The 20,866-nt window shown below is 49.3% G+C and carries 21 protein-coding genes; 8 read left to right on the top strand and 13 right to left on the bottom strand.

The window, feature by feature from the left end; translation table 11 throughout:
* Positions 1-71 precede the first annotated feature (71 nt).
* From betA to ectA, 9 genes are all read right to left on the bottom strand, one after another.
* Positions 72-1,745, bottom strand: coding sequence for a choline dehydrogenase (betA, locus tag ACJJIL_RS10375; protein WP_445361892.1), 1,674 nt, complete (start codon positions 1,743-1,745; stop codon positions 72-74).
* A gap of 12 nt (positions 1,746-1,757) precedes the next feature.
* Positions 1,758-3,221 (bottom strand): betaine-aldehyde dehydrogenase, encoded by a 1,464-nt coding sequence (betB, locus tag ACJJIL_RS10370; RefSeq protein ID WP_445361891.1) that lies wholly within the window; start codon positions 3,219-3,221, stop codon positions 1,758-1,760.
* A 529-nt stretch (positions 3,222-3,750) separates the two neighbouring features.
* The gene (locus ACJJIL_RS10365; protein ID WP_445361890.1) at positions 3,751-5,169 is read right to left on the bottom strand and encodes a sodium/proline symporter; all 1,419 of its coding nucleotides are present in this window, start codon (positions 5,167-5,169) and stop codon (positions 3,751-3,753) included.
* Between the two features lie 67 nt (positions 5,170-5,236).
* Positions 5,237-6,154 carry a TPR end-of-group domain-containing protein gene (locus tag ACJJIL_RS10360; protein ID WP_445361889.1) on the bottom strand — a complete coding sequence of 306 codons (918 nt, stop codon included), beginning with the start codon at positions 6,152-6,154 and terminating at the stop codon, positions 5,237-5,239.
* The gene (locus ACJJIL_RS10355) at positions 6,139-7,569 is read right to left on the bottom strand and encodes an aspartate kinase (RefSeq protein WP_445361888.1); all 1,431 of its coding nucleotides are present in this window, start codon (positions 7,567-7,569) and stop codon (positions 6,139-6,141) included. Before ACJJIL_RS10355 ends, ACJJIL_RS10360 begins: the two co-directional genes overlap by 16 nt.
* Before the next feature lie 62 nt (positions 7,570-7,631).
* Positions 7,632-8,549, bottom strand: a complete 918-nt coding sequence (gene thpD / locus ACJJIL_RS10350) for an ectoine hydroxylase (protein WP_445361887.1) — start codon at positions 8,547-8,549, stop codon at positions 7,632-7,634.
* A gap of 24 nt (positions 8,550-8,573) precedes the next feature.
* Complete coding sequence (locus ACJJIL_RS10345) at positions 8,574-8,978, bottom strand: ectoine synthase (protein WP_444933171.1); 405 nt, start codon at positions 8,976-8,978, stop codon at positions 8,574-8,576.
* A 111-nt stretch (positions 8,979-9,089) separates the two neighbouring features.
* Positions 9,090-10,385, bottom strand: coding sequence for a diaminobutyrate--2-oxoglutarate transaminase (gene ectB / locus ACJJIL_RS10340; RefSeq protein ID WP_413665775.1), 1,296 nt, complete (start codon positions 10,383-10,385; stop codon positions 9,090-9,092).
* Positions 10,386-10,396: 11 nt separating this feature from the next.
* Positions 10,397-10,906, bottom strand: a complete 510-nt coding sequence (ectA, locus tag ACJJIL_RS10335) for a diaminobutyrate acetyltransferase (RefSeq protein WP_444893869.1) — start codon at positions 10,904-10,906, stop codon at positions 10,397-10,399.
* Positions 10,907-11,355: 449 nt separating this feature from the next.
* Here ectA and ACJJIL_RS10330 point away from each other — a divergent pair, with 449 nt between their 5' ends.
* The 6 genes from ACJJIL_RS10330 to ACJJIL_RS10305 all read left to right on the top strand — a co-directional run bounded on the left by ACJJIL_RS10330 (position 11,356) and on the right by ACJJIL_RS10305 (position 16,768).
* Entirely contained in the window at positions 11,356-11,907 is a 552-nt protein-coding gene (locus ACJJIL_RS10330) for a MarR family winged helix-turn-helix transcriptional regulator (protein WP_444933173.1), read from the top strand.
* Between the two features lie 149 nt (positions 11,908-12,056).
* Entirely contained in the window at positions 12,057-13,130 is a 1,074-nt protein-coding gene (locus tag ACJJIL_RS10325; protein WP_445362002.1) for an FAD-dependent oxidoreductase, read from the top strand.
* A 210-nt stretch (positions 13,131-13,340) separates the two neighbouring features.
* Positions 13,341-13,550: a cold-shock protein gene (locus tag ACJJIL_RS10320; protein WP_108733254.1), complete on the top strand. Its 210-nt coding sequence runs from the start codon at positions 13,341-13,343 to the stop codon at positions 13,548-13,550.
* A gap of 428 nt (positions 13,551-13,978) precedes the next feature.
* Positions 13,979-14,692, top strand: coding sequence for a response regulator transcription factor (locus tag ACJJIL_RS10315; protein WP_445361886.1), 714 nt, complete (start codon positions 13,979-13,981; stop codon positions 14,690-14,692).
* Entirely contained in the window at positions 14,679-15,932 is a 1,254-nt protein-coding gene (locus tag ACJJIL_RS10310) for a sensor histidine kinase (protein WP_444913053.1), read from the top strand. Before ACJJIL_RS10315 ends, ACJJIL_RS10310 begins: the two co-directional genes overlap by 14 nt.
* A gap of 86 nt (positions 15,933-16,018) precedes the next feature.
* Positions 16,019-16,768: a MipA/OmpV family protein gene (locus ACJJIL_RS10305; protein ID WP_445361885.1), complete on the top strand. Its 750-nt coding sequence runs from the start codon at positions 16,019-16,021 to the stop codon at positions 16,766-16,768.
* A gap of 227 nt (positions 16,769-16,995) precedes the next feature.
* On the opposite strand, the gene ACJJIL_RS10300 is transcribed toward ACJJIL_RS10305, so the two are convergent.
* Positions 16,996-17,172 (bottom strand): hypothetical protein, encoded by a 177-nt coding sequence (locus ACJJIL_RS10300; protein ID WP_445361884.1) that lies wholly within the window; start codon positions 17,170-17,172, stop codon positions 16,996-16,998.
* 149 nt (positions 17,173-17,321) lie between these two features.
* On the opposite strand from ACJJIL_RS10300, the gene ACJJIL_RS10295 reads away from it, so the two are divergent.
* Entirely contained in the window at positions 17,322-18,356 is a 1,035-nt protein-coding gene (locus tag ACJJIL_RS10295) for an IS481 family transposase (protein WP_445359737.1), read from the top strand.
* A gap of 134 nt (positions 18,357-18,490) precedes the next feature.
* Here ACJJIL_RS10295 and ACJJIL_RS10290 read toward each other — a convergent pair whose 3' ends face one another.
* Complete coding sequence (locus tag ACJJIL_RS10290) at positions 18,491-18,775, bottom strand: VOC family protein (RefSeq protein WP_445361883.1); 285 nt, start codon at positions 18,773-18,775, stop codon at positions 18,491-18,493.
* Positions 18,775-19,083, bottom strand: coding sequence for a carboxymuconolactone decarboxylase family protein (locus tag ACJJIL_RS10285; RefSeq protein ID WP_445361882.1), 309 nt, complete (start codon positions 19,081-19,083; stop codon positions 18,775-18,777). Before ACJJIL_RS10285 ends, ACJJIL_RS10290 begins: the two co-directional genes overlap by 1 nt.
* Before the next feature lie 381 nt (positions 19,084-19,464).
* Between ACJJIL_RS10285 and ACJJIL_RS10280 the strand changes: the two genes are divergently transcribed.
* A complete protein-coding gene (locus ACJJIL_RS10280) occupies positions 19,465-20,106 on the top strand; it encodes a CatA-like O-acetyltransferase (protein WP_445361881.1) in 642 nt (213 codons plus the stop codon).
* A 142-nt stretch (positions 20,107-20,248) separates the two neighbouring features.
* On the opposite strand, the gene ACJJIL_RS10275 is transcribed toward ACJJIL_RS10280, so the two are convergent.
* Positions 20,249-20,806 carry a PepSY-associated transmembrane domain-containing protein gene (locus ACJJIL_RS10275; protein WP_445361880.1) on the bottom strand — a complete coding sequence of 186 codons (558 nt, stop codon included), beginning with the start codon at positions 20,804-20,806 and terminating at the stop codon, positions 20,249-20,251.
* Positions 20,807-20,866 lie beyond the last annotated feature (60 nt).

Raw genomic sequence — 20,866 nt, 5'->3', positions numbered from 1 at the left:
GTGCGAGATTTGAGTATCCCCGTCGCATTTGAAGGGGGCAGTCAAATCTCTGCCAGAGCGCCGACGTAAATTCAGCTCACTGAGCGCGCAGGGCGGCCAGGTCGCTGAGTGCTGGTAGCTTTGGTCGCTACCGGTGCCTCGGAGGGCGCCAATACAGGGCGCCCTAAAATCAGGTCAGCAGCCCGCTCCGCCACCATAATGGTGGGCGCATTCAGGTTGCCGTTGGGAATGGTCGGAAAGATGGAGGAATCTACAACTCTCAAGCCCTGCAAACCGTGTACACGGGTTTCCGGGTCTACCACTGCCATTGCATCAGTGCCCATCTTGCAGGAGCAGGACGGGTGGTAAGCACTCTCGACGGATTCCCGTACGAAAGCGTCAATTTGTTCATCAGTCTGGATATCGGTGCCAGGCTGGATTTCATCGCCCCGGTACTCGTCGAAAGCCGGCTGATTGATAATCTCGCGAGTCAGCCGCACACAAGCGCGGAAACCCTCAATATCCTCTTTCTCCTGTAAATAATTAAACAGGATGGAAGGGGATTGCTTGGGATCACTGCTCACCACTTTGACCCTGCCGCGACTCTTGGGCTTGTTGTGCCCGATATGCACCTGGAAGCCGTGGCCATCGAAAGCTTCGCGGCCGTCATAGCGCATGGCTGCTGGCAGGAAGTGATATTGCAGGTCCGGCCACTCCACATTTTCTTTGGAGCGAATAAAACCGCAGGACTCGAAATGGTTGGTGGCTCCGAGACCATCCTTCTTCAGTATCCAACGAGCGCCGATCAGGAATTTATTCCACGGATCGAGCTTGCCATTTAGGGAAATCGGTTGGTTGCAGCGGAACTGGAAATAGAACTCCAGGTGGTCCTGCAAGTTTTGGCCGACGCCGGGGAGTTCGTGTTGGAGTTCGATACCGGCTTCTGCCAGTGTGTCGGGATCTCCGATTCCAGAGAGCTGAAGAAGGTGAGGGGAGCCGATGGGACCTGCGCTGAGGATGACTTCCTGCTGCGCCTTGAATTCCAGGATCTTTCCCTTGCGTTCAAGTTTAATTCCGACTGCCCGTTTACCTTCCAGAATCACCTTATGCACAGTGGCGTTGGTCAATACCGTCAAATTGGGGCGCTGCATTGCCGGTTTTAGGTAAGCGTTGGCGGTAGACCAACGCTTACCATCTTTTACCGTCATATGCATGGGGCCAAAGCCCTCTTGCTGCTCACCATTGTAATCTGCGGTGTAGTCGTAGCCAGCTTCTTTGCCAGCTTCGATAAAGGCTCCATAAAGGGGGTTGGCCATTTCATTGCCGTTATTGACCCCCAGTGGGCCTTCGTCACCACGGTAATCGTCACCGCCGAAAGCCCAGGTCTCAGAGCGTTTAAAGTAGGGCAGGCAGTGGGCGTAATCCCAGCCTTCGGCGCCGTGCTGTGCCCACTCATCAAAGTCTTTAGCGTGCCCGCGCACGTAAACCATCCCGTTAATCGAGGAGGAACCACCGAGTACCTTACCTCTGGGGCAGTGCATGCTGCGGTTGTCCAGGTACGGCTCCGGTTCAGTCATAAACTGCCAGGCGTACTTCTCAGTATTCATGGGGATGGACAGCGCGGTGGGCATCTGGATAAAGATGCTGCGATCGCTGCCACCAGTCTCTACCAGGAGGACTTTTTTATCTTCCTGGGCAGACAGGCGGTTGGCCAGAACGCAACCGGCAGAGCCGGCGCCGACAATGATGTAGTCAAACTCACTCATACAGGGTACCGCTTAAAATGGACTTTCCAGTGGTGCCAGGCCCACATACACCGCTTTTAGCTGGGTATAGTGGTTCAGGGTCGCAAGTCCATTTTCGCGTCCGATTCCGGATAACTTGTATCCGCCCACCGGCATTTCCGCCGGGGAGGCGCCGTAGGCATTAATCCAGCAGATGCCCGCTTGCATCTGGTGGATCACACGGTGGGCGCGGGTGATATCACGGGTAAATACGCCTGCTGCCAGGCCCAAACGGGTATCGTTAGCGCGGCGGATCACTTCGTCTTCATCATCAAAGACCAGTACCGACATTACCGGGCCGAAGATCTCTTCGCGGCAGATGGTCATATCGTCATGACAGTCGGTGAATACGGTGGGAGCAACGAAGTAACCGTTGGGGGAATTCTCTGGTGAAAGGGTGTGGCCGCCGCAGAGCAGGGTCGCGCCTTCCTCTTTACCCTTGCTGATGTAGTCCATTACCAGTTGCTGGTGCTTGGCAGAAATCAGGGCGCCGAAGTTGGTGTCCGGATTCATCGGATCACCGGCAATAATATTTTGCTCAACACGCTCTTTCAGACGAGCGAGGAACTGATCGTGGATGCTGCGGTGTACAAATACCCGGGTACCGTTGGTGCAGATTTCGCCCTGGGTGTAGAAGTTGCCCAGCATGGCAGCAGAAACGGCTTGCTCCAGGTCGGCATCATCAAAGATAACCAGCGGAGATTTGCCACCCAACTCCATGGTGACTTCTTTCAGGTTCGCAGCGGCCGCAGCCATTACTTTCTTACCGGTACCTACTTCTCCGGTAAAAGATACCTTGGCTATATCCGGGTGGTTGGTCAGCCAGGCGCCGACCTTGCCGTCACCTTGGATTACGTTGAACACACCAGGAGGCATGCCCGCTTCAATAAAAATTTCGGCCAGCTTCAAAGCACCTTTGGGGGTCTCTTCGGAAGGTTTGAAAATCATGGCGTTACCGCAGGCCAGGGCCGGGGCGGCTTTCCAGCAAGCGATTTGTAAGGGGTAGTTCCAGGCACCGATTCCGGCGCAGATGCCCAGGGGCTCGCGGCGGGTGTAGTAGAAGTCCTCACCGACTTGCTGCTGATTGCCTTCAATGCCTGCAGCCAGGCCGGCAAAGAATTCGATAGAGTCAGCCCCAGTCACCACGTCGACAACACTGGCTTCCTGCCAGGGCTTGCCGGTATCAGCCACTTCGATGGCTGCCAGTTCGTCGTTGCGCTCGCGCAAAAGTGCTACTGCTTTCAGCAGGATGCGGCTACGTTCGACCGGCATCATCGCTGACCACTGGGCAAAACCGCGCTTGGCGCTCTCGATGGTTTCTGCGAGTACCTTCTCGTCGGCAACCTCAACCTGATAGCTGACCTCGTTGGTCGCCGGGTTATATACATCAAAGCACTCGCCGCTCTCATTCGACAGGTAGCGGCCGTCTACAAAATTCCGTTGTTTGTCCAGTGACATCTGTCTCTCCATACTGCTTTAACAGAGGGTCAGTCGGTTGTTCGTTGGCGATGGACTCGAAGGGCGCAATGGGCCGATCGTGAAGGTCCAGTCATCATAAAAAAGGGCCGGTCTGACGAAGACATTTGTCCCTAATCGTCAGATTCCAGCCCGGGCTCGATAGTCGTTTATCGAGCGATATGACACAAAATGTAACATATTTTTAATTTGAACTCTAATTGTTAGCACTCAATGCAACAAAGCTGGCGGATTCGTAGGAGGATTTATTTTTCAGCGACTACAGAGTTAATCCGTATTTTCAAGGGTTAAAAGTGGGCTGGGTTGGGCCAAAAATCTCATTTGAACTCTATAAAAAGCACTGTATGAATTTTGCTCAATCTGACTGTCTCGGGATCAAGTCAGGTGCCCGTAAGGCGAGGGCTTTGGGCGGCAGGAGATAGAATTTGTCGCTTTAGGGGGAGGAGGCACTAGCTGGTGAAGGTCTGGCAGGTGGGGAGGCTCTACCTCCCCAGAATTACTTTGAGTGAATTTAACTGTTTGCCTCGCGTAAAGTGGAGGCTTGGCGGTTCAGGCTGGCCAGATATAGCACTGCTAACCCAGCTGCAATACCCGGCAATCCCTCATAGATCACGCCGTGATACCCCAGTAGCCGCCAGGTAATCGCTGCTGTAAAGCCGATAATCACTGCTGCGATAGAGGTTGCCTGGGATGGCTTGCCCCCAAAACACAATACCAGGAGTAGGGGGCCAAATGCGCTGGCAAGTCCCGACCAGGCGAAAATAACCAGGCTGAACACACTTTGGCTATTGGCGAGCGCCAGTAGCAATGCGCCGCCGGTGATGGCAACTGTGACAAGCTTGAGGAACCAGGTTTTTTCAATCTTGTGCGGAAGAATGTCGTGGGTAATGGCTGCGGAGCAGCTGAGAAGCAGGGAGTCTGCGGTGGACATGGTTGCGGCAAAGATACCAGCCTGGATCAGCCCAACAAAAACAGGGGGCAACAAATCCATAGCCATGGTGGGAAGAGCAAGCTCCGCATCAAAGCTCCCTGTGTCAGCAATAAACACTCTGGATAGCAGGCCGACCCCGGTGGCCATACAATAGAAAAGGATGAACCACAGATAGTACCAGGCCCTTGCCCGGTTCATCTTGCTGGAATCCCTCAGGGTCATAAATCGAACCATAACGTGGGGCTGTCCAATCACAGACAATCCGGCAAACCCCCAACTAATCACAAAGAGTATCACCCCGCCCCAGCCCGCAAAGGCGAGCCCCTCGGGAAACCAATGGGTAAAACCTTCAATAGCCTGCATTTTTATCGCCGCACTGGTGATGCCACCCAAGTTGGCAAGGGCGACGGCTAGAAGTGCTGCCATAGCCCCCATCATAACGATGGATTGGGCCGCATCAGTCCAAATGGACGCGCGGATGCCGCCAGCTAAACAGTAGAGGCATACAAGCACAGCTCCAACTACAGCACCGGACCAGAGAGGCCAATCCAGTAGTACGTGCAGGGCTTTGCTTCCGGCAACCATTTGAGCAGAGGCATAAGTTAGTAAAAACAACAGGGAAATGATGCCGATCAGGCGCTGCAGGGCTGAGTACTTCTGTCCGTGCCAGTTACTGAGAACACCTGCGTAGCTGACTTCACCGCTTGAACTAGTAGCGGTCCTTAATCGTTTGTGTACATAGAGGGAAGCCAGAAAATCACCGGCAATCCACCCCACCATCAACCAGATTGAGGCCAACCCAGTGGTGTAGGTATAGCCGATAACCCCGATAAACATATAGCCGCTATTGTTCGTTGCCACGGCAGACAACCCCACCAGCCAGGGGGAGATACCACTGCTGGCAAGGTAATAGTCGGCTTTGGTTTGACGGCTGAACATCGCAGAAGAGAGGCCGACCAGAGTGAACAAAAGTAAAAAACCAAGAAATGAATAGATCATCGGCAATCCTATTATTTTTATCCCGTATTATTTTATGGGTTGGTCTTCAGAGGTTATCCGAATATTTCTAGCTCCCCTTGCCACCACTTTGCGGCGAAGGAGTATTGGCAATAACCTGGTCGAGTTCCTCAAATACTTCACTTTCCGCTAGAGGCTGTAAGGCACTATCAACCAGGATTTCATCGCGGTAGCTTTCCCGCCTTTTAATGGCTTCCGCCAGATAACGCAGCGCTTCATCAAATTGACCCATGGCAGTATGGGCGCATGCCAGTTGGTAGAAGGCATGGCTGTTATCCGGGTCAATACCCAGGGCCTGGTGACAAAGATTGGCGGCCCACTGGGGTTCATTGAGCTCCAGCACTGCATCAGCTTTATAGGTAAGGGCTTCTACATCCTCGTGGCGGAGGCGCAAAATCTCGTCGTAAATGGCAATTTTATTGGCCACTGAGGATTCCTGTTGAGCGCGCAGCCACAGGGACTGTACTTCCTGGGTTAGCTCGATTTCCTCGCGGTTTTCTTCAATATGCTGTGTTTTCTGTTGAAGCTGCTTCTCTATAACTTCCAAACGCTTTTCGTATTCCTGGACCAGCTTTGAGATTTCCTCATCGGCCAGGGAGTGCACCCGCTCTTTAATATCCTGAAATGACCGCCAACCAACTAAAACCAAAATTGAAGTGGCGGCGGCTATCAAGTAGAAAAAGTAGGTAACCGTATCGGTTGCGTAGGCTACGGCTCGATCGACAGAGTTGTGTTCACGATCGACAATTTGCTGAATCAATTCCTGCTTGGCATTAGCCTGATCGATTCGCAGCTGCTTAATTTCGTCGAGCACATAGCGCTCGATGAAGGGTGTGTACAAGGGCTTCTCAAGGGTGTCGACTTCGCTTTGCGCACTGTCTTTTTTCTTTTCTTCCGCTTCCTGGGAAATAGAGCTGGCGGAAGTTAATAAAAAGAGCAGGGCACAAAGGCTCAGGATGCGAGGCATATCGCCGTCCCGTGATTGTAAATCTCTACCAGTGCCTCGTGTAGAGTCCGAACGGCTGCATCATAGTCTGGCTCGTTAACGATGAACTGCATATCTACATGACGCAGGGACTGGTGCATGGCGAGCACGCGGATATTGCTTTTGGACATCGACTGCACCGCTTTGGCCAGCACGCCGGGGATTTGCATATCGCTACCGATGGCTGAAACTATGGCGACTTTGCGCTGGTTCAGTTCGGCTTCGGGAAAATACTCTTCCAATGCAGCCTGGATCCGCTTAATTGTTTTCAGGTTGGTGGAGAGGAAATGGGTAAGGGTATTGGCATTAGTGTCTTTGGAAATAATGTGGGCTTTGAAGCGTTTGATCACCAGTAGCACTTCGCGATCATAATCGTGGATGCTGCCCGCCATATCCTGGTCAAACAACTCCAGGGCGTAAACCCCTTTACAGCCGGCAATAATTTCTACTCGTGGAGAGTCGCTGATGTAGTCACCAGTAATCAGGGTGCCGGCGTGCTCGGGCTCGAAGGTGTTTTTCACCCTGAGAGGGATATTTTGTTGGCGCAGCCCCTTGGCGGCTTTGGGGTGAATCGCTTCCATCCCCAGGTTGGCCAACTGGTCGGCCACATCGTAGTTGGTGCGGCCAATGGGTACTGCATTTCCCTCTCCCACCAGGCGAGGGTCTGCACTGCTCAGGTGGAACTCTTTGTGAATCACCGCCTCCTTTGCCCCGGTGAGTACGGCGAGACGACTGAAGGTCATCTCGCTATAGCCCCGATCAAACGAGATCAGCAGGCCCTTATCGCTATGGGCATAGCCGGTAACAATAGGCAGCTGTCTGCTTAAGTCGATAGTGGCAAAGGCATCCCGGATACGCTCATCCAGGGGAATGTGCTTGTTGGTCCGCCAGCCAGTCAGGTCGACAAAGCAGGCATTTACACCATCACGTTGCAACAGTTTCGAAGTGTTCCATGCGCTGTGGGCCTCGCCGAGGCTGGCTAACATCTCCCTTACCGTGCCCAAGTGAGCGTCGAGGGAGAAGTGGCCGTGCTGACAAAGGCTTTGCAGGTCTCTCAGGCATTTTTTCGCGCTCTCCAGCCTTTCATCCAAAAACAGGTTCGCTTCCGCGAGAAGATCGCCATGTCCGAAAAGACGCTCGTTGATTTGCCGCAGTGCTGCCCGAAGCTCATCAAACTTAACCAGCCAGCTATCATCCTCAATGCTGCTGGAGAAGAGGGCATAGATACCTGGTTGACCACTTTTCTTGTGTTCTAGAAGCAAGTCAGTAATACCGCCGTAGGCAGAGACTACAAAAACACGATTGTAGATCCCCTTGGAGTCACCTTTGATAATATTATCCCGGACCGCTTCGTAGTCCGTCATAGAGGTGCCGCCAATCTTTTCTATCGTATGCATCGTCTCTTACTGGTCCTTCTTTCTCTTAAAAACTGGGTGAGTGCTTTGAATTGAGATTTGCTTCAGATAGTAGAAATTGATTTCCTCGCACAGATGTATTCCGGCCTGGGAGGCAAGCCGCAAAACGGAGCCTCCACCTTGTTGCTCAGGGCATTAAAAACAAAAAACAAATTAGACCTCGGGTCGGGGCTGATATTGCTGCTGGAGCCATGCATTAAGTTACAGTCAAACACAACAATACTGCCGGGCTTGCCTGTAACAGCTGATATTCCGCCATTGGATACCAGGGACCTCAAATGGCTATCTGAGGGAATACCAAGCTCTTGCTTTTTCAGTGAGCTGAGGTAGTTCCGTTTTGGTGTTTCCCCATCGCAAGCAATGTAATGGTGGTGGGACTTGGGAATCAGCATCAATGGGCCATTAAAATGATGATTCTCTGTTAAGGTAATGGAGATGCTGAGTGCCCGCATACGGGGCATGCCGTCCTCGACATGCCAGGTTTCAAAATCGGAGTGCCAATAAAAATCTTTCCCGCGAAAACCAGGTTTGTAGTTCGCGCGAGACTGATGGATATAAACCTCATCACCCAAAATACATTTCGCAATACTTGATAGTCGCTGATCCCTGGAAAGCCGGTTAAAAATTTGGCTGCTTTTGTGGATACGAAAGACTGAGCGCACTTCGTTACTTTCAGGCTCGGTGATAATTTCTTCCGACTTGTCAGTGTGTCTGCGCTGTTTAATCTCCGCCAGCTCTTGCGTAAAAAAGTTAATCTCCGCCTGGGAAAACATATTCTCCAGTACAACAAAGCCCTGTTCTGCATAGCGCTTGAGTTGCGATGGTGCCAGTGGGGAGAGGGACTGGCAGTCCCCATACACAATTGGATCTTTGCGCACCCTGGTACCACCCAGAAGGCCCGGTTTTCGGGAGGGGTAGCAATCTTCCCTGGTAACACTTGAGCTATCTGGAAGGTACTTCATGGATACTGCCCTATTACTGACTAATTATTCATCAATCTTGTCAGCCTCAAGTTCGTAGGCTCCCTCGGCATTGTGTACTTCCTTGCCATTCAAAGGGGGGTTAAATACACAGGCCATAGTCATTTCTTCAAAGGCTCTTAAAATGTGCCGGTCATGCTTATCGAGAATATAGATAGTTCCAGGTTCGATAGGGTGCTTCTTGCCATCCTCAAGAGTTTCTACCTCACCTCTGCCGGAAATGCAGTAAACCGCTTCCAAATGGTTTTGATAGTGCATTTGGAAATCAGCATCTGCATAAATAGTGGTGATATGGAAAGAAAAGCCCATTTCATCATCTTTAAGCAGGAGTCGGGTGCTCTCCCAGTTGCCATCCGGTGAAACAACCCGGCGGCCGGATTTTTTAGCTTCCTGTAAACTTCTGACAATCATTGGTATTTCGCTGTTTCGTGTGTGTTCGAGTCTGGCTGGTCAGCAATATTCTTAGTTTGCAGCCTGCACAGTTGGGTCTTTTACGTGAACCTTTTCAGAGGCCCTTAAAGTCTAGCAGGCTTCAAAAAAGACTCTTTCCTCAGGCATATCCCGCTCTCCGGCACAGACTTCCCGGATAGCGGATTCAATAATGTCGATCCCTTTTTTAAGGTTTTGATCAGTGATAATCAGTGGGCAAAGGAGCTTAACGATCTGGTCATCGGCTCCGCTGGTTTCAATAATCAGCCCCTGCTTGAATGCCAGTTTAGTGATCTTTCCTGCAAGTTCGCCGCTGATGCAGTCGATACCCTGAAACATCCCCCGGCCTTTGGTGGTGAAGTTACCCTCACCATATCGGCTGACAATTTCATTCAAACGCTCGGAAATGTATTTGCCCTTGCGTTTAATCTCCCGTGAGAAGTTTTCGTCAGACCAGTAATGATCGATAGCGGCTTTCGCAGTTACAAAAGCCAGATTGTTGCCACGGAAAGTGCCGTTGTGCTCACCGGGCTTCCACTGGTCCAGTTCTGGTTTCATTAGCACCAGCGCAAATGGCAGCCCATAGCCGCTGAGGGATTTGGATAGCGTAATGATATCGGGTTCGATACCGGCCTCTTCAAAGCTGAAAAAGTTGCCCGTGCGGCCGCAGCCAGCCTGGATATCATCGACAATAAAAAGTAAGCCGTGTTTTTTACAGACGGACTGAAGGTTTCTTAGCCACTCGATACTGGCCGCATTGATACCGCCTTCCCCTTGAACTGTCTCAACAATCACTGCTGCGGGGGAGTTAATGCCGCTGCTGGAATCTGAGAGCACTTTATCGAGGTATTCGGTGGTATCGATATTTTTGCCCAGGTAGTCGTCAAAGGGCATGCGGTGTGTACCATTGAGGCTGACACCGGCAGCATCCCTGTGATGCGAGTTGCCGGTGGCAGCCAGCGAGCCAAGGCTTACGCCATGGAAACCGTTGGTAAAGGTGACGATGTTCTGCTGCCCGGTTACATTGCGGGCAATTTTCATCGCAGCCTCTACCGCATTCGTCCCTGTCGGACCGGTAAACTGCACCACGTACTCCATATTCCGTGGTTTGAGAATTTTCTCATTCAGTGCCTGTAGGAATTCACCCTTGGCCCTGGTGTGCATATCGAGGCCGTGAGTAATTCCATCGGCCTCAATGTAATCTTGCAGTGCCTGCTTGAACAGAGGGTTGTTGTGCCCGTAGTTGAGCGTGCCGGCACCCGCCAGGAAATCCAGATACTGATTTCCCTCCTCATCCCACATCAGCTCGCCTTTTGCGCGATTGAAGACTCGCGGAAAGGAGCGGGCATAGCTTTGCACTTCTGATTCAATCTCATCAAAGATCTTCATGATTTTCTCTTTTATGGTGTTTCTTCGAGGGCGAAAGGCCCGATGCGGACAAGGGTTTCGGAGTCGTGCAGCCCATCAAAGTGGGCTTGAGAGTCCATCCAGGGTGAGGAGTGAAGATCGACCGATAATTTATCGGCGACACTGTGGAAGAGCGCCCAAGAGGGCAGGTTGTGTTCTGTAATGGTGGTCTCGATAAATCTGACCGAACCACAGTGAGGGCGCTCAAGGATGTGACTTATCATCCGGGAGGCCAGTCCAAGCCCCCGGGCTTTCTCGTCGACGGCCACCTGCCAGACAAAGAGGGTGTCTGTACGGTCGGGGATGATATACCCGGAAATAAAGCCCAGCAGCTCTCCATCAACCTCTGCGGCGACTGAGGTGTTGGCGAAATGGCTGCAGTGGAGGAGGTTGCAGTAGCTGGAGTTTGTATCCAGGGGAGGGCAACGCTTGATCAATCGGTAAGTGGCCATCCCATCTTCAATCAATGGACTGCGCAACAAAATATTTTCTGAGCTAGACAAAAAACCTTCCCAACCGACTAAATATTTTTTCACCTCTAAATATTTACCTGCACAAGTGTTGAGCAAATGGCGTAAATATAGCTTCTAAGAGGCATTTTTATGTCGGGTTGCTAGTAAAAATGCTTTGAACGCTAAATATCGTACACAAATTAAATTCAAAGTCCAGGATGCTTGAGGCGAATCAAGTCACAATATTTGACCTAGAAATGCCTGGATATGTGGGATATACAGCCTATAGGCAGGTAAAAATAATATTTTGAGGTCTATAAATTTTTCTGTTGAGCATATCTGCTGAACGATCGCCTGGGTATAAAATAGACAGTTTTGTGGTGAAGCCTGGCGCTCTTGTGGGGGTGATGTTTCGCAGTCGAGTTATAAGCGCTTAGTGATTGAGGGGTAGGGCGATATAATTCCGGCAATCACCCTGACTCCATGATTGAGAGGTAACTTTGAACAGTATCGAACAAGTGCTAGTGGCCCTGCGGCGGGTAATAAGAGCCACGGACCTGCACTCCAAGCACCTGGCTAAAACCACCGGCTTAACCGCCCCGCAGGTGTTGTTGCTACAGGCTATTCGCAATAAGGGTGAAGTGACTATTGGCGAACTTGCAAATGAGGTTAGCCTGAGCCAGGCAACAGTAACCAATATTTTGGATCGCCTAGAGAAGAGGGGGTTTGTTTACCGCCAGCGCTCCCAAACCGATAAGCGCAAGGTGCACGCCTACCTCACGGAAGAGGCTACTGAAACGCTGCGCGACGCTCCCATCCCGCTTCAGGACCAGTTTGCTCGCCAGTTTGGCGATCTAAAAGACTGGGAGCAAAGCATGATTATTGCTTCACTACAGCGCGTTGCCCAAATGATGGACGCTCAGCATATCGATGCCTCCCCAGTACTGGATATCGGTGTTCTGGATCGCCAGGGTGCCTCAATGGATAAGCCCGCAACGGCACTGGGCTACAGTGACATCCCCGACTCCTCCGACAGAGATAAAAGTACTTAAGTAGCGACACCGGAGAAGAGGGGCTATGCACACATTTAGCGTGTATAACCCCCCTCTACAGCGGTAGAAATTTGTCTAAGCTTGCAGCAGCAAGCTCCCTGTAGCGATCGAGGCATTCTGTGTCGACCGGTTGAGCTTCCAGGCTACAAATTGTATCGATGGACATCCTTGTGATTGGTGCCGGTCCGACCGGATTGACTGCTGCAGTCGCCCTCACTTCCGTGGGGCTGAAGTGCCGTATTGTTGAGCGCAAAAACAGCCCCTCTGAACTCTCTCGCGCTGTTGGCATTATGCCAGCCACCATTGATGCCCTTCGGGAGCTGGGCGCCGCAGCCCCCTTTCTTGCAGAGGCAATGCCCCTGAGGAAAATGCACATATTGCGCGATGAGAGAACCCTGGTTTATATCGACAACAGCGGGAATGAGTTTCGCGATAGGGTGCCTCTCGGGTTGCCGCAAAATCGGACCGAGGGAATCCTCAGGGACATTCTTGCCGAGAGGGGCGTCGAAGTTGAGTACGGGGTCTCAGTCACTAACATCACAACCACCCCAGACAAGGCGGCCGTCAATTTCTCAGACAATACCAGCGCCTCTTTTGATTGGGTGATTGCCGCAGACGGTATACAGTCCGCCGTGCGACAGCAGCTGAAAATACAGTACCCTGGCATTGATCTGCCCAATAAGTGGTCAATTGCGGATGTGGATTTGAGAGGAAGCTTCGATCCGGAAGAGATTGCCTTGGACCTGTACGGCGGGGAAGGTGAGTTCACCTTGGTACTCCCTATCGAACGGCGACGCGCTCGCATCGCATCATCAACCGAAGATGCCCTGGCAACCCTCAGGCTGCCGATAGAAATCGCCGACATCCGAAGGACAGCAGCCTTTAAAATCTCCATCCGACAGGCAGAAACTTACCGAAAGCACCGGGTGTTGTTGGCTGGAGACGCAGCCCATTGCCACTCTCCAGTGGGAGGGAAGGGGATGAATCTGGGCATGGCTGATGCCATAGCCGCAGCATCTGCTATCGCTAACGGTGCGGTCGATAGCTACTCTACCTCCCGGCATGAGGCAGGGGAGTCCGTGGTTAAGAAAACAGAGCTGGCGAGAAAGCTGATCTCCTCGAGCAATCCTTTGGCAAAATCGGCATTGTGGCTATCGGCCCACTGCATCGCCTCAGTGCCTCCGGTTCATCGCGCCTTTATGCGGCAGTGGACGGCGGTCTGAGTATCAATTTCGAGGGTGAGTTGAGGCAAAAGTGGACATAGGTGACAGGCTAGTGCTACTATTCGTCCGCCGGTTTAAAAGCCATTTTTTATTGCAGTTTACCTCGTAGTTTTAGTCATAATCCTTCGTTCGGTCTCGTTTAAAATAATACTTTTTGCCCGCACAACTCCATTCAATTGGAGCGCAATTGTTCAATCAAGGATATCTATTATGTCTAATACAGTTACTGGTACCGTTAAGTGGTTTGACGAAGGGAAAGGTTTTGGCTTCATCGCCCAGGAATCCGGTCCCGACGTTTTTGCTCACTTCAGCGCAATTTCCGGTGGCGGTTTTAAAACCTTGGCCGAAGGCCAGAAGGTAGAGTTTACCGTGACTCAGGGCGCTAAAGGCCCACAAGCAGAAAACATTGTCTGCCTGTAAACTTTAGGCTTCGCCCCCAATAAGGGGCGAGACCGTTCACTTCCCCAGCCAGTAAGTGCTGGGGAGGTATCCCCCTTGCTACAACCTCTCTCTTTTTGTAGTGACAGCCGAGCTTTTTAGGTCTATCACGCATTTTCGAATTCCTCCCAGCTTTCTTAACTCGACGACAGATCTACCTGGATCAACTCAATCCAAATGAAGGGTGTAGTACCAATAAGGGGCGCCAGAGGGCAACTTTTTGCAAGAGCCTCTGAAGATTTGATAGGGTCATTTCTTGTCAAGCGCGATGGCCCCAACATTTTTAGATATGGCAGTAGCTGTCACAGGCAAGCTTCCCATAGGTGATCAGTAAGTGGGCAATCTTACACTTATTTACTTTCCGTTTACCCAATGGCTTTTATTATTCCAGGTCTATCGAGAACTTTTGAGTGACTAGATCAATGGGGCCTGACTGCAAAACGCCAATATTGGTACTCTTAGCTGAAGACAATCACGCACTGGCGTCCAATATTATTGAGAGCCTCGAAGAGTACAATATTCGATGTGACTTCGCTGACAATGGAATAATGGCCACTGAGCTGGCCTTAAAGTATGACTTCGATGTAATCGTACTTGATGTCATGATGCCGGGTAGAAGCGGTTTCGAAGTGAGTTCTAAGTTGCGCAATGCAGGAAGCTCGACACCAATATTGATGCTGACCGCGCTGGACCAATTGGACGATAAAATCACCGGTTTCCAATCTGGAGGGGATGACTACCTGGTTAAACCCTTCGAAATGCTTGAGCTGGTCGCACGGATTCGGTCTCTATCAATAAAACGACGCGTTACCCAAACCCGGTATAAAGTTGAGGGCCTGGAAGTTAATTTAGAGACCCATGAAGTCACCAGGCAGGGGAAATCTATAAATCTGCCCCCAATCTGTTGGGAATTGCTCGTGTTTTTGATGCAACAGAGTCCAAAGCTGGTTACTAAAGAAAAAATTGAACAGCATTTATGGCAGTTTCTTTCCCCCGAATCCGACGTAATCAAAGTACATCTGTATCGGTTGCGGCAGGGAATTGATAAGGGGTTCAGTTTTCCACTACTGCACACGATCAGAGGGAAGGGCGTTATCCTGGGGAAGCGTGATGAAAGCCTTTGATCGCTCCATTCGCAGAAAATTTTTCTTTCACTATATTTGGATTCTTGCCGCAATTGTGGCGTGCAGTGCAGTTGTCGTCGAGAGATCCAAAGTGAAAATGGTTAAGCACGCTTTAGGTGCGACACTGATATCTGTAGCTGAAAAGCGTATCATTGAGGCCGGAGGGGTTATTGATGACCCTTTTTTTGCCCAGTTACAAACATATGATGAGTACAGTTCACTGCCAAATACGGCAAAGCGCGTGTTAGAGGAAGCTGACGGCGAAGAAAAAAGGGTGCACTTTAGCAAAGACTTAATTGATGATCGCTACTATTTAGCAATTATGCCTTATGCTGAAAGCGCACTTAAGACAACTTACTACGTGCTAGAAATAGAAGAAGCTGCAATACCCAGCAAGTACAAAAAGGTAGAAATTGAAGTTCTTATCGGTATCTTACTAGCCCTTACTTTAGCATTAAGTGTGCCTCTTATTCTTGCAAGACAAGTGATATCGCCATTAAAAGACCTGGAGAAATTTGCGCAAAAGAGCCGGCATAAGTTGACTCCGATCCCGGAATCTTTAAAGCAAAGGAAGGATGAATTTGGTCGTGTAGGACGAGTACTGCAAGAGTCGCTACAGCAGGTATGGAATCATCAAGAGCAGGAAAGGCAATTTCTACAGAATGCGAGCCATGAATTGAGAACCCCCTTGGCAACCATTGGCAGTGCCTTGCATGTGGTGAAGGTAAGGCAAAAAAAAGGTAAGCCAATCGATACTCAACTGGAGCAGATTGAGCGCTCCTATGAGCAGATGACCCAGCTAACACAGGCACTTCTACTGCTATCTCAAAGCAAGGTAAATCTGGAATCAACAGAATTTGATTTCAGTAATATGATTCAAACTCGAGTTGAGCAGCTCAAATACCTCTTGGGTCAGCGAGATGTACAGGTTCATCTCAATTCGGATAGTTTGGTCAACTTGAAGCAAGTACAAGTGCTATTGGATATCGCCATAACCAATCTGCTCAGAAATGCCTTTGAGCATACCCTTGAGGGAATTATCGATATTGATTTTGATGCAAATGGAATCCGGGTTCAGAACCCCATACTGCCGGAACAGCAGGTGCATTTTGACAGGGGGGAAGGGCAGGGTTTTGGTTTAGGCCTTCATATCCTGAAGCAAGTGGCCGATCAGCAGCAATGGGTCTTTTCTTACAACAAAAATGAACAATACTTAACCGTTAACCTGGCCTGGGCATGAGTTTATTTACCTGGCGTTTACCTTTACCGGCATAGAATCCACTCCAGAAATAACGGAACTTCAACCAGTTCAAATTGGGATTCAATATGTCTAGTTTGCGAGATCAAAACCATAAGAGTTCTCTGCCATTAACTTTGAGTATGTGCACCGCGCTGGTGAGTTCGGCATTAACCAGCCTAGCTTTTGCAGATGAAGTTACCCAGAAGCCGCCAAAGCAGGATGAGACGGCACTTTCTGTAGGTATTGGGACCTTTAGCGTTGGGTCAATCTACGTTGATGGAGAGGACCAAAACAACATATTTCCATTGATCTCAGCCCGCTACAAGCGCTTTTACTTTCAGGGTTTTGAGTTGGGTGCTGACCTGTACCACGACGATAAACTTCGAGTGAAGTTTGGCATTGGCGGTGACCTGGCGGGCGATAGAGACAGAGGGGACAGTGATAAGCTCAGCGATATGGAAGAGCTTGACCTGGCGATTCTTGCCAACTTATCTATGAACTATAAAAGCCCTGTAGGCCTTTGGAGGGTTGGCATCTCACAAGATATCAGTGATACCCACGACGGATACAGTCTATCGGCTGGATATAGTCTGCCTTACAAGCACCAAAAGTGGATCGTCAAACCAGACTTCACTATTAGCTGGCAAAGTGATAGTGCGTTGGATTACTACTATGGCGTGGACCTAAATGAAGTAACCCAAGATAGGGCAGCGTATGAAGCAGGTGCAGATATCATTACCCGGTTAGGTGTACAAGTGGGATACAACATTAGCTCAAACCTTATTCTTATGGGGGGCGTATATCAAACCTGGTATGGCGATGAGATTAGTTGTTAGTAATAGCCCAATCGTAGACGCTGATAGCTCTAGACGTACGTCATTAATGGTGAGTTATAAATTTTAACTTTTCTTACGATATCTGATGAGTGTAGATTATTTAGACTAGCCGGCTTATCAATACCAAGCAGAAGTTACAGGCCGAGGCAAGAGCCCCAGCCTGTAACCAAAACCTGTCTGCAGTACAATGTACACGATACCCACCGAGTCATAGCAAGAAGGCTTCTCTATTTAGCATCCCAATAGCAGGGACTACCGTATTTCTCCTTAAGGAAATCAATAACACGTACTTTGGGAGCCAGGTTATCCGTAGATAAGTAGAGTGCATTGATAGCCTGGTTTTCTGCCGATGAAGATGCGCGGTAGTCAGTCAAAATAGGAACCAGCTTGCCCCAAGGAGCCATGAAATATACCCAGGTCTCTCCTTCAGTTGGCCCTTCAGTCATTACCTGGATTAGTTCAGACCAAATCTGACACATTCCCTTGAAAAAGAGGGGTTTACCGGTTTTGATGAAGGTGCCTAAACCTAAAAGCAAAACCAAGGATAAACCCCATGATCCATACTAATGATCGCATCATCAAACACAAGACCGGATTGCTAAATCTGGCAGAAGAACTCGGCAATATCTCCAAAGCTTGCAAGATGCTGGGTGTGTCGAGAGACACTTTCTATCGCTATAAGGAAGCCGTTTCAAGTGGCGGCGTGGACGCCCTTCTTGAGAAGAACCGGCGCGTGCCCAACCACAAGAACCGTGTTGACACAGCCATTGAAGAGGCAGTGTTAACTTATGCCGTCCAAGAGCCTGCCCACGGGCAGGTTCGAGTTTCCAATGAGCTGCGCAAACGCGGTGTATTTGTGTCCCCTAGTGGTGTTCGGAGTATCTGGTTACGGCACGACCTTGCTAACTTCAAATTGCGATTAAAGGCACTTGAGGCCAAGGTGGCTGAGGAGGGACTGATCCTTACAGAGTCACAGGTTCAAGCTTTAGAGAGAAAACGTCATGATGATGAAGCCTGTGGTGAAATTGATACTCAACACCCAGGTTATCTGGGCTCGCAGGATACCTTCTATGTAGGAACCTTTAAGGGCGTCGGACGTGTTTACCAACAAACCTATGTCGATACCTATGCAAAGGTGGCTCATTGCAAGCTGTATACCACCAAAACGCCAATCACTGCGGCAGACCTTCTGAATGATCGTGTACTGCCATTTTATGCCATGCATGATCTGCCAGTGCTGCGTATCCTAACTGATCGTGGTACTGAATATTGTGGCAAGTTGGAGCAGCACGACTACCAGCTATATCTGAGTGTGAACGAAATAGAACACACGAAGACAAAAGCCAGGCATCCGCAAACAAATGGGATCTGTGAGCGCTTTCATAAAACTATTTTACAAGAGTTCTATCAACCTTCATTACGCCGCAAGATCTATGGATCAATAGAGGACTTGCAAAAGGATCTAGACGAATGGCTCACATATTACAATAATGAGAGAACCCACCAGGGTAAGAAGTGTTGCGGTCGAACTCCGATGGCAACTCTTGAAGATGGAAAAAGTATTTGGAAGGAAAAGCTCGTAAGCTGAATTTGACCTGACAGAGCACCTCCTGAAAAACCGGTAACTGTCAGATCAAGTCTGAACTACTACACATTACCGTAGGAGCACCGAGTACCTCTATATTCTGTTTCTTGAGGTATTCAACCGCAGCATCAATATCTTCAACATAGAATGCTAAATGATGCCCCCTTATTTCGATCTATGTTGTCGGCATACTCGAATATTTCTAGATTGATGCTGTTAGCATTCATAACAGCAATTTGCTTGATCTCTGCACGAGGATTTACATTAAGGTGATCCGTCATCCAGGTATCGCCTGAGGCAAATGGCCCAAACGTATAAGCCAACTCAAAGCCAAAGTGTGTACTAAAGAACTCAACGGCCAATTCAACATCGGGGACGGTGAATCCTATATGATCTGCTTTTTTAAGTTCGGGGATAGCCATTAGATATCTCGTCGATCATGGCGAAGCTTATTCAGTCCGCCCATGGTGGTAGCCCCTTTATTGAAGCCCGTATACATTGAGGCAAAAACAACCAATTCCTCAATCTCTTCATACGTTGCCCCTTGTTTGAGCGCCATTTGATCAATAGCGATAGTGATTAGTGCTTTGGTTTTTTGATCCAGAAGCGGCTTTCCCCATACCTCGCCCGCGACTCGTACAGCTAGATCTCCCCATACCGGGTTGATAGACTTAAGTCCCTCGATCAATGCTTGATCATCCAAAACGGCATTTTCGTATTTGGTAGTCATAGTTAATAGTCCTGGTTATCTAGATGATATTTCGCTGTAGAAACTGGAAGTTATTATAGAGAGTCGTATCCTTCTTAAAACTTATAAGCAGGAACATCACTTTTGCAAATTATGCACAGATGATCGCTGTTTATGGGGTGGCACAGTCTGTTGTTGGGACCTATTTTAGTGCCCTAGCAGGGGCGAAAGAGGTATATGGTAGCGTTGCTAAAATGGTATTAGCCTGAAGGGAAGAGCGTTTTGATATGGCGATTACAGCATGGTAGCTAATGCCTCTAAATATATTCCAGGTGTCCTAACTAGATAAAAGCTACTAGCAACACCGATGCTGCTTATAATCTACCCTAAACTATGAATATCCATTGAAGGCTCGATATTCATATGTCCATGACTCCTATTGATATCGAACGCTGGAATAGAAAGGCCCACTTTGAATTTTTTATGAGCAGTGCAGGGTCAACTCGGATAGGCTTAACCCAGCCGGTCGATGTGACAAATCTGGTATCTTTCTGTAAAAAGAATACACTTCCTTTTTATTACAGCCTTATTTTTCTTGTCACGCAGGTGGGAAATGAAATAGCGGGTTTCAGGCATCGTATCGTCAATGGCCAGCCCATTGAGCATGACATGCTGCACCCGTTATTTTCTGATTTAGGGGATAATGAGTTATTCAAACTCGTTATGGCAAGAATGGAAACGAATCTGACAGAGTTCGTCCACAAGGCAAGGGAACTTTCACATGCGCAATCTGAGTACCTCCCCGTAGAAAATTTCATCAGCCGCCATGATATCTTGAATATCAGCTGCTACCCCTGGGGTGACTTCTCTGGTCTACAGGTAAAGCCTGTACAGAAAGAAGGTTGTGATCCAGGAATACCTTTTATTTTTTGGGGTAAATACCATCGCCAAGAGGGCCGCCTTGTCACCTCGATGTATGTTGAAGTTAATCACTGCTTTCTGGATGGCATCCATCTTTATCAATTTAAACAGCAGTTGGAGGATAAGATTTGTAAACTGGCTTAAAGTTTTAAGCTGGAGCTAGGGAGCTCTGAGTAATTTCGTGAACCCGCTCTTAAAGTCGCATAACGCGGACCTCTAAGAGCTATAGAGATACATATAGCTGCTCAGAGACTTCCTAGCTAGAACTCCCTCAAATGGTGAAACTTCAGCCCCCAATAAAAAAGGCAACCACCAGTGCAATAAGCCCGAGAGAAGTAAATTGTATCGAAGTCTTCCTGAATTTTGGCACCGCAAAAGCAACCACTAATCCACTAATCAAGCTAAATAGCAGGCTCGCACCAAGCATAATGGATGAGAACCAGAAGAGGGGGCCAGCATGGCCTTTATGAATCAGCAGAAATTGATGCCATAGATCATGTTCTTTTACATGAAGTATCGCTGATTGCTTATCCTGGCTAGGCTCCAAATAGACTTGGCGTTTGTAGCCATACCAGCCAATCCACTCATCCTCCAAATAGAAATCTGCCGGCAATGATACTTCTGTGGGCTGAACAAACGGAGATATAGTATCTAGGGTCTCTTGCTCATTGTTGGGTAAGCCCTTGGGTAGAGAAACTGTGTACTCAAATTGTTCATCGACGCCCCCCTCTATATCAAATAGGTAGAGCACGCCCGTGGCAATATACAAAATGGCAATGGGTAGAAAAAAGCAGGAAAAATAGGTGTGGAGCTTGATCCACAGTAAACGGTATCTGGATTTCATAGGCAACAAAGGGCGCAATGCAAATGCATTGCGCCCTGATAGTAAATAAAACAAATAAAG

Source organism: Microbulbifer maximicatervae (SeqCode), from assembly GCF_052468095.1.
This window is presented reverse-complemented; position numbering and strand designations above follow the sequence as displayed.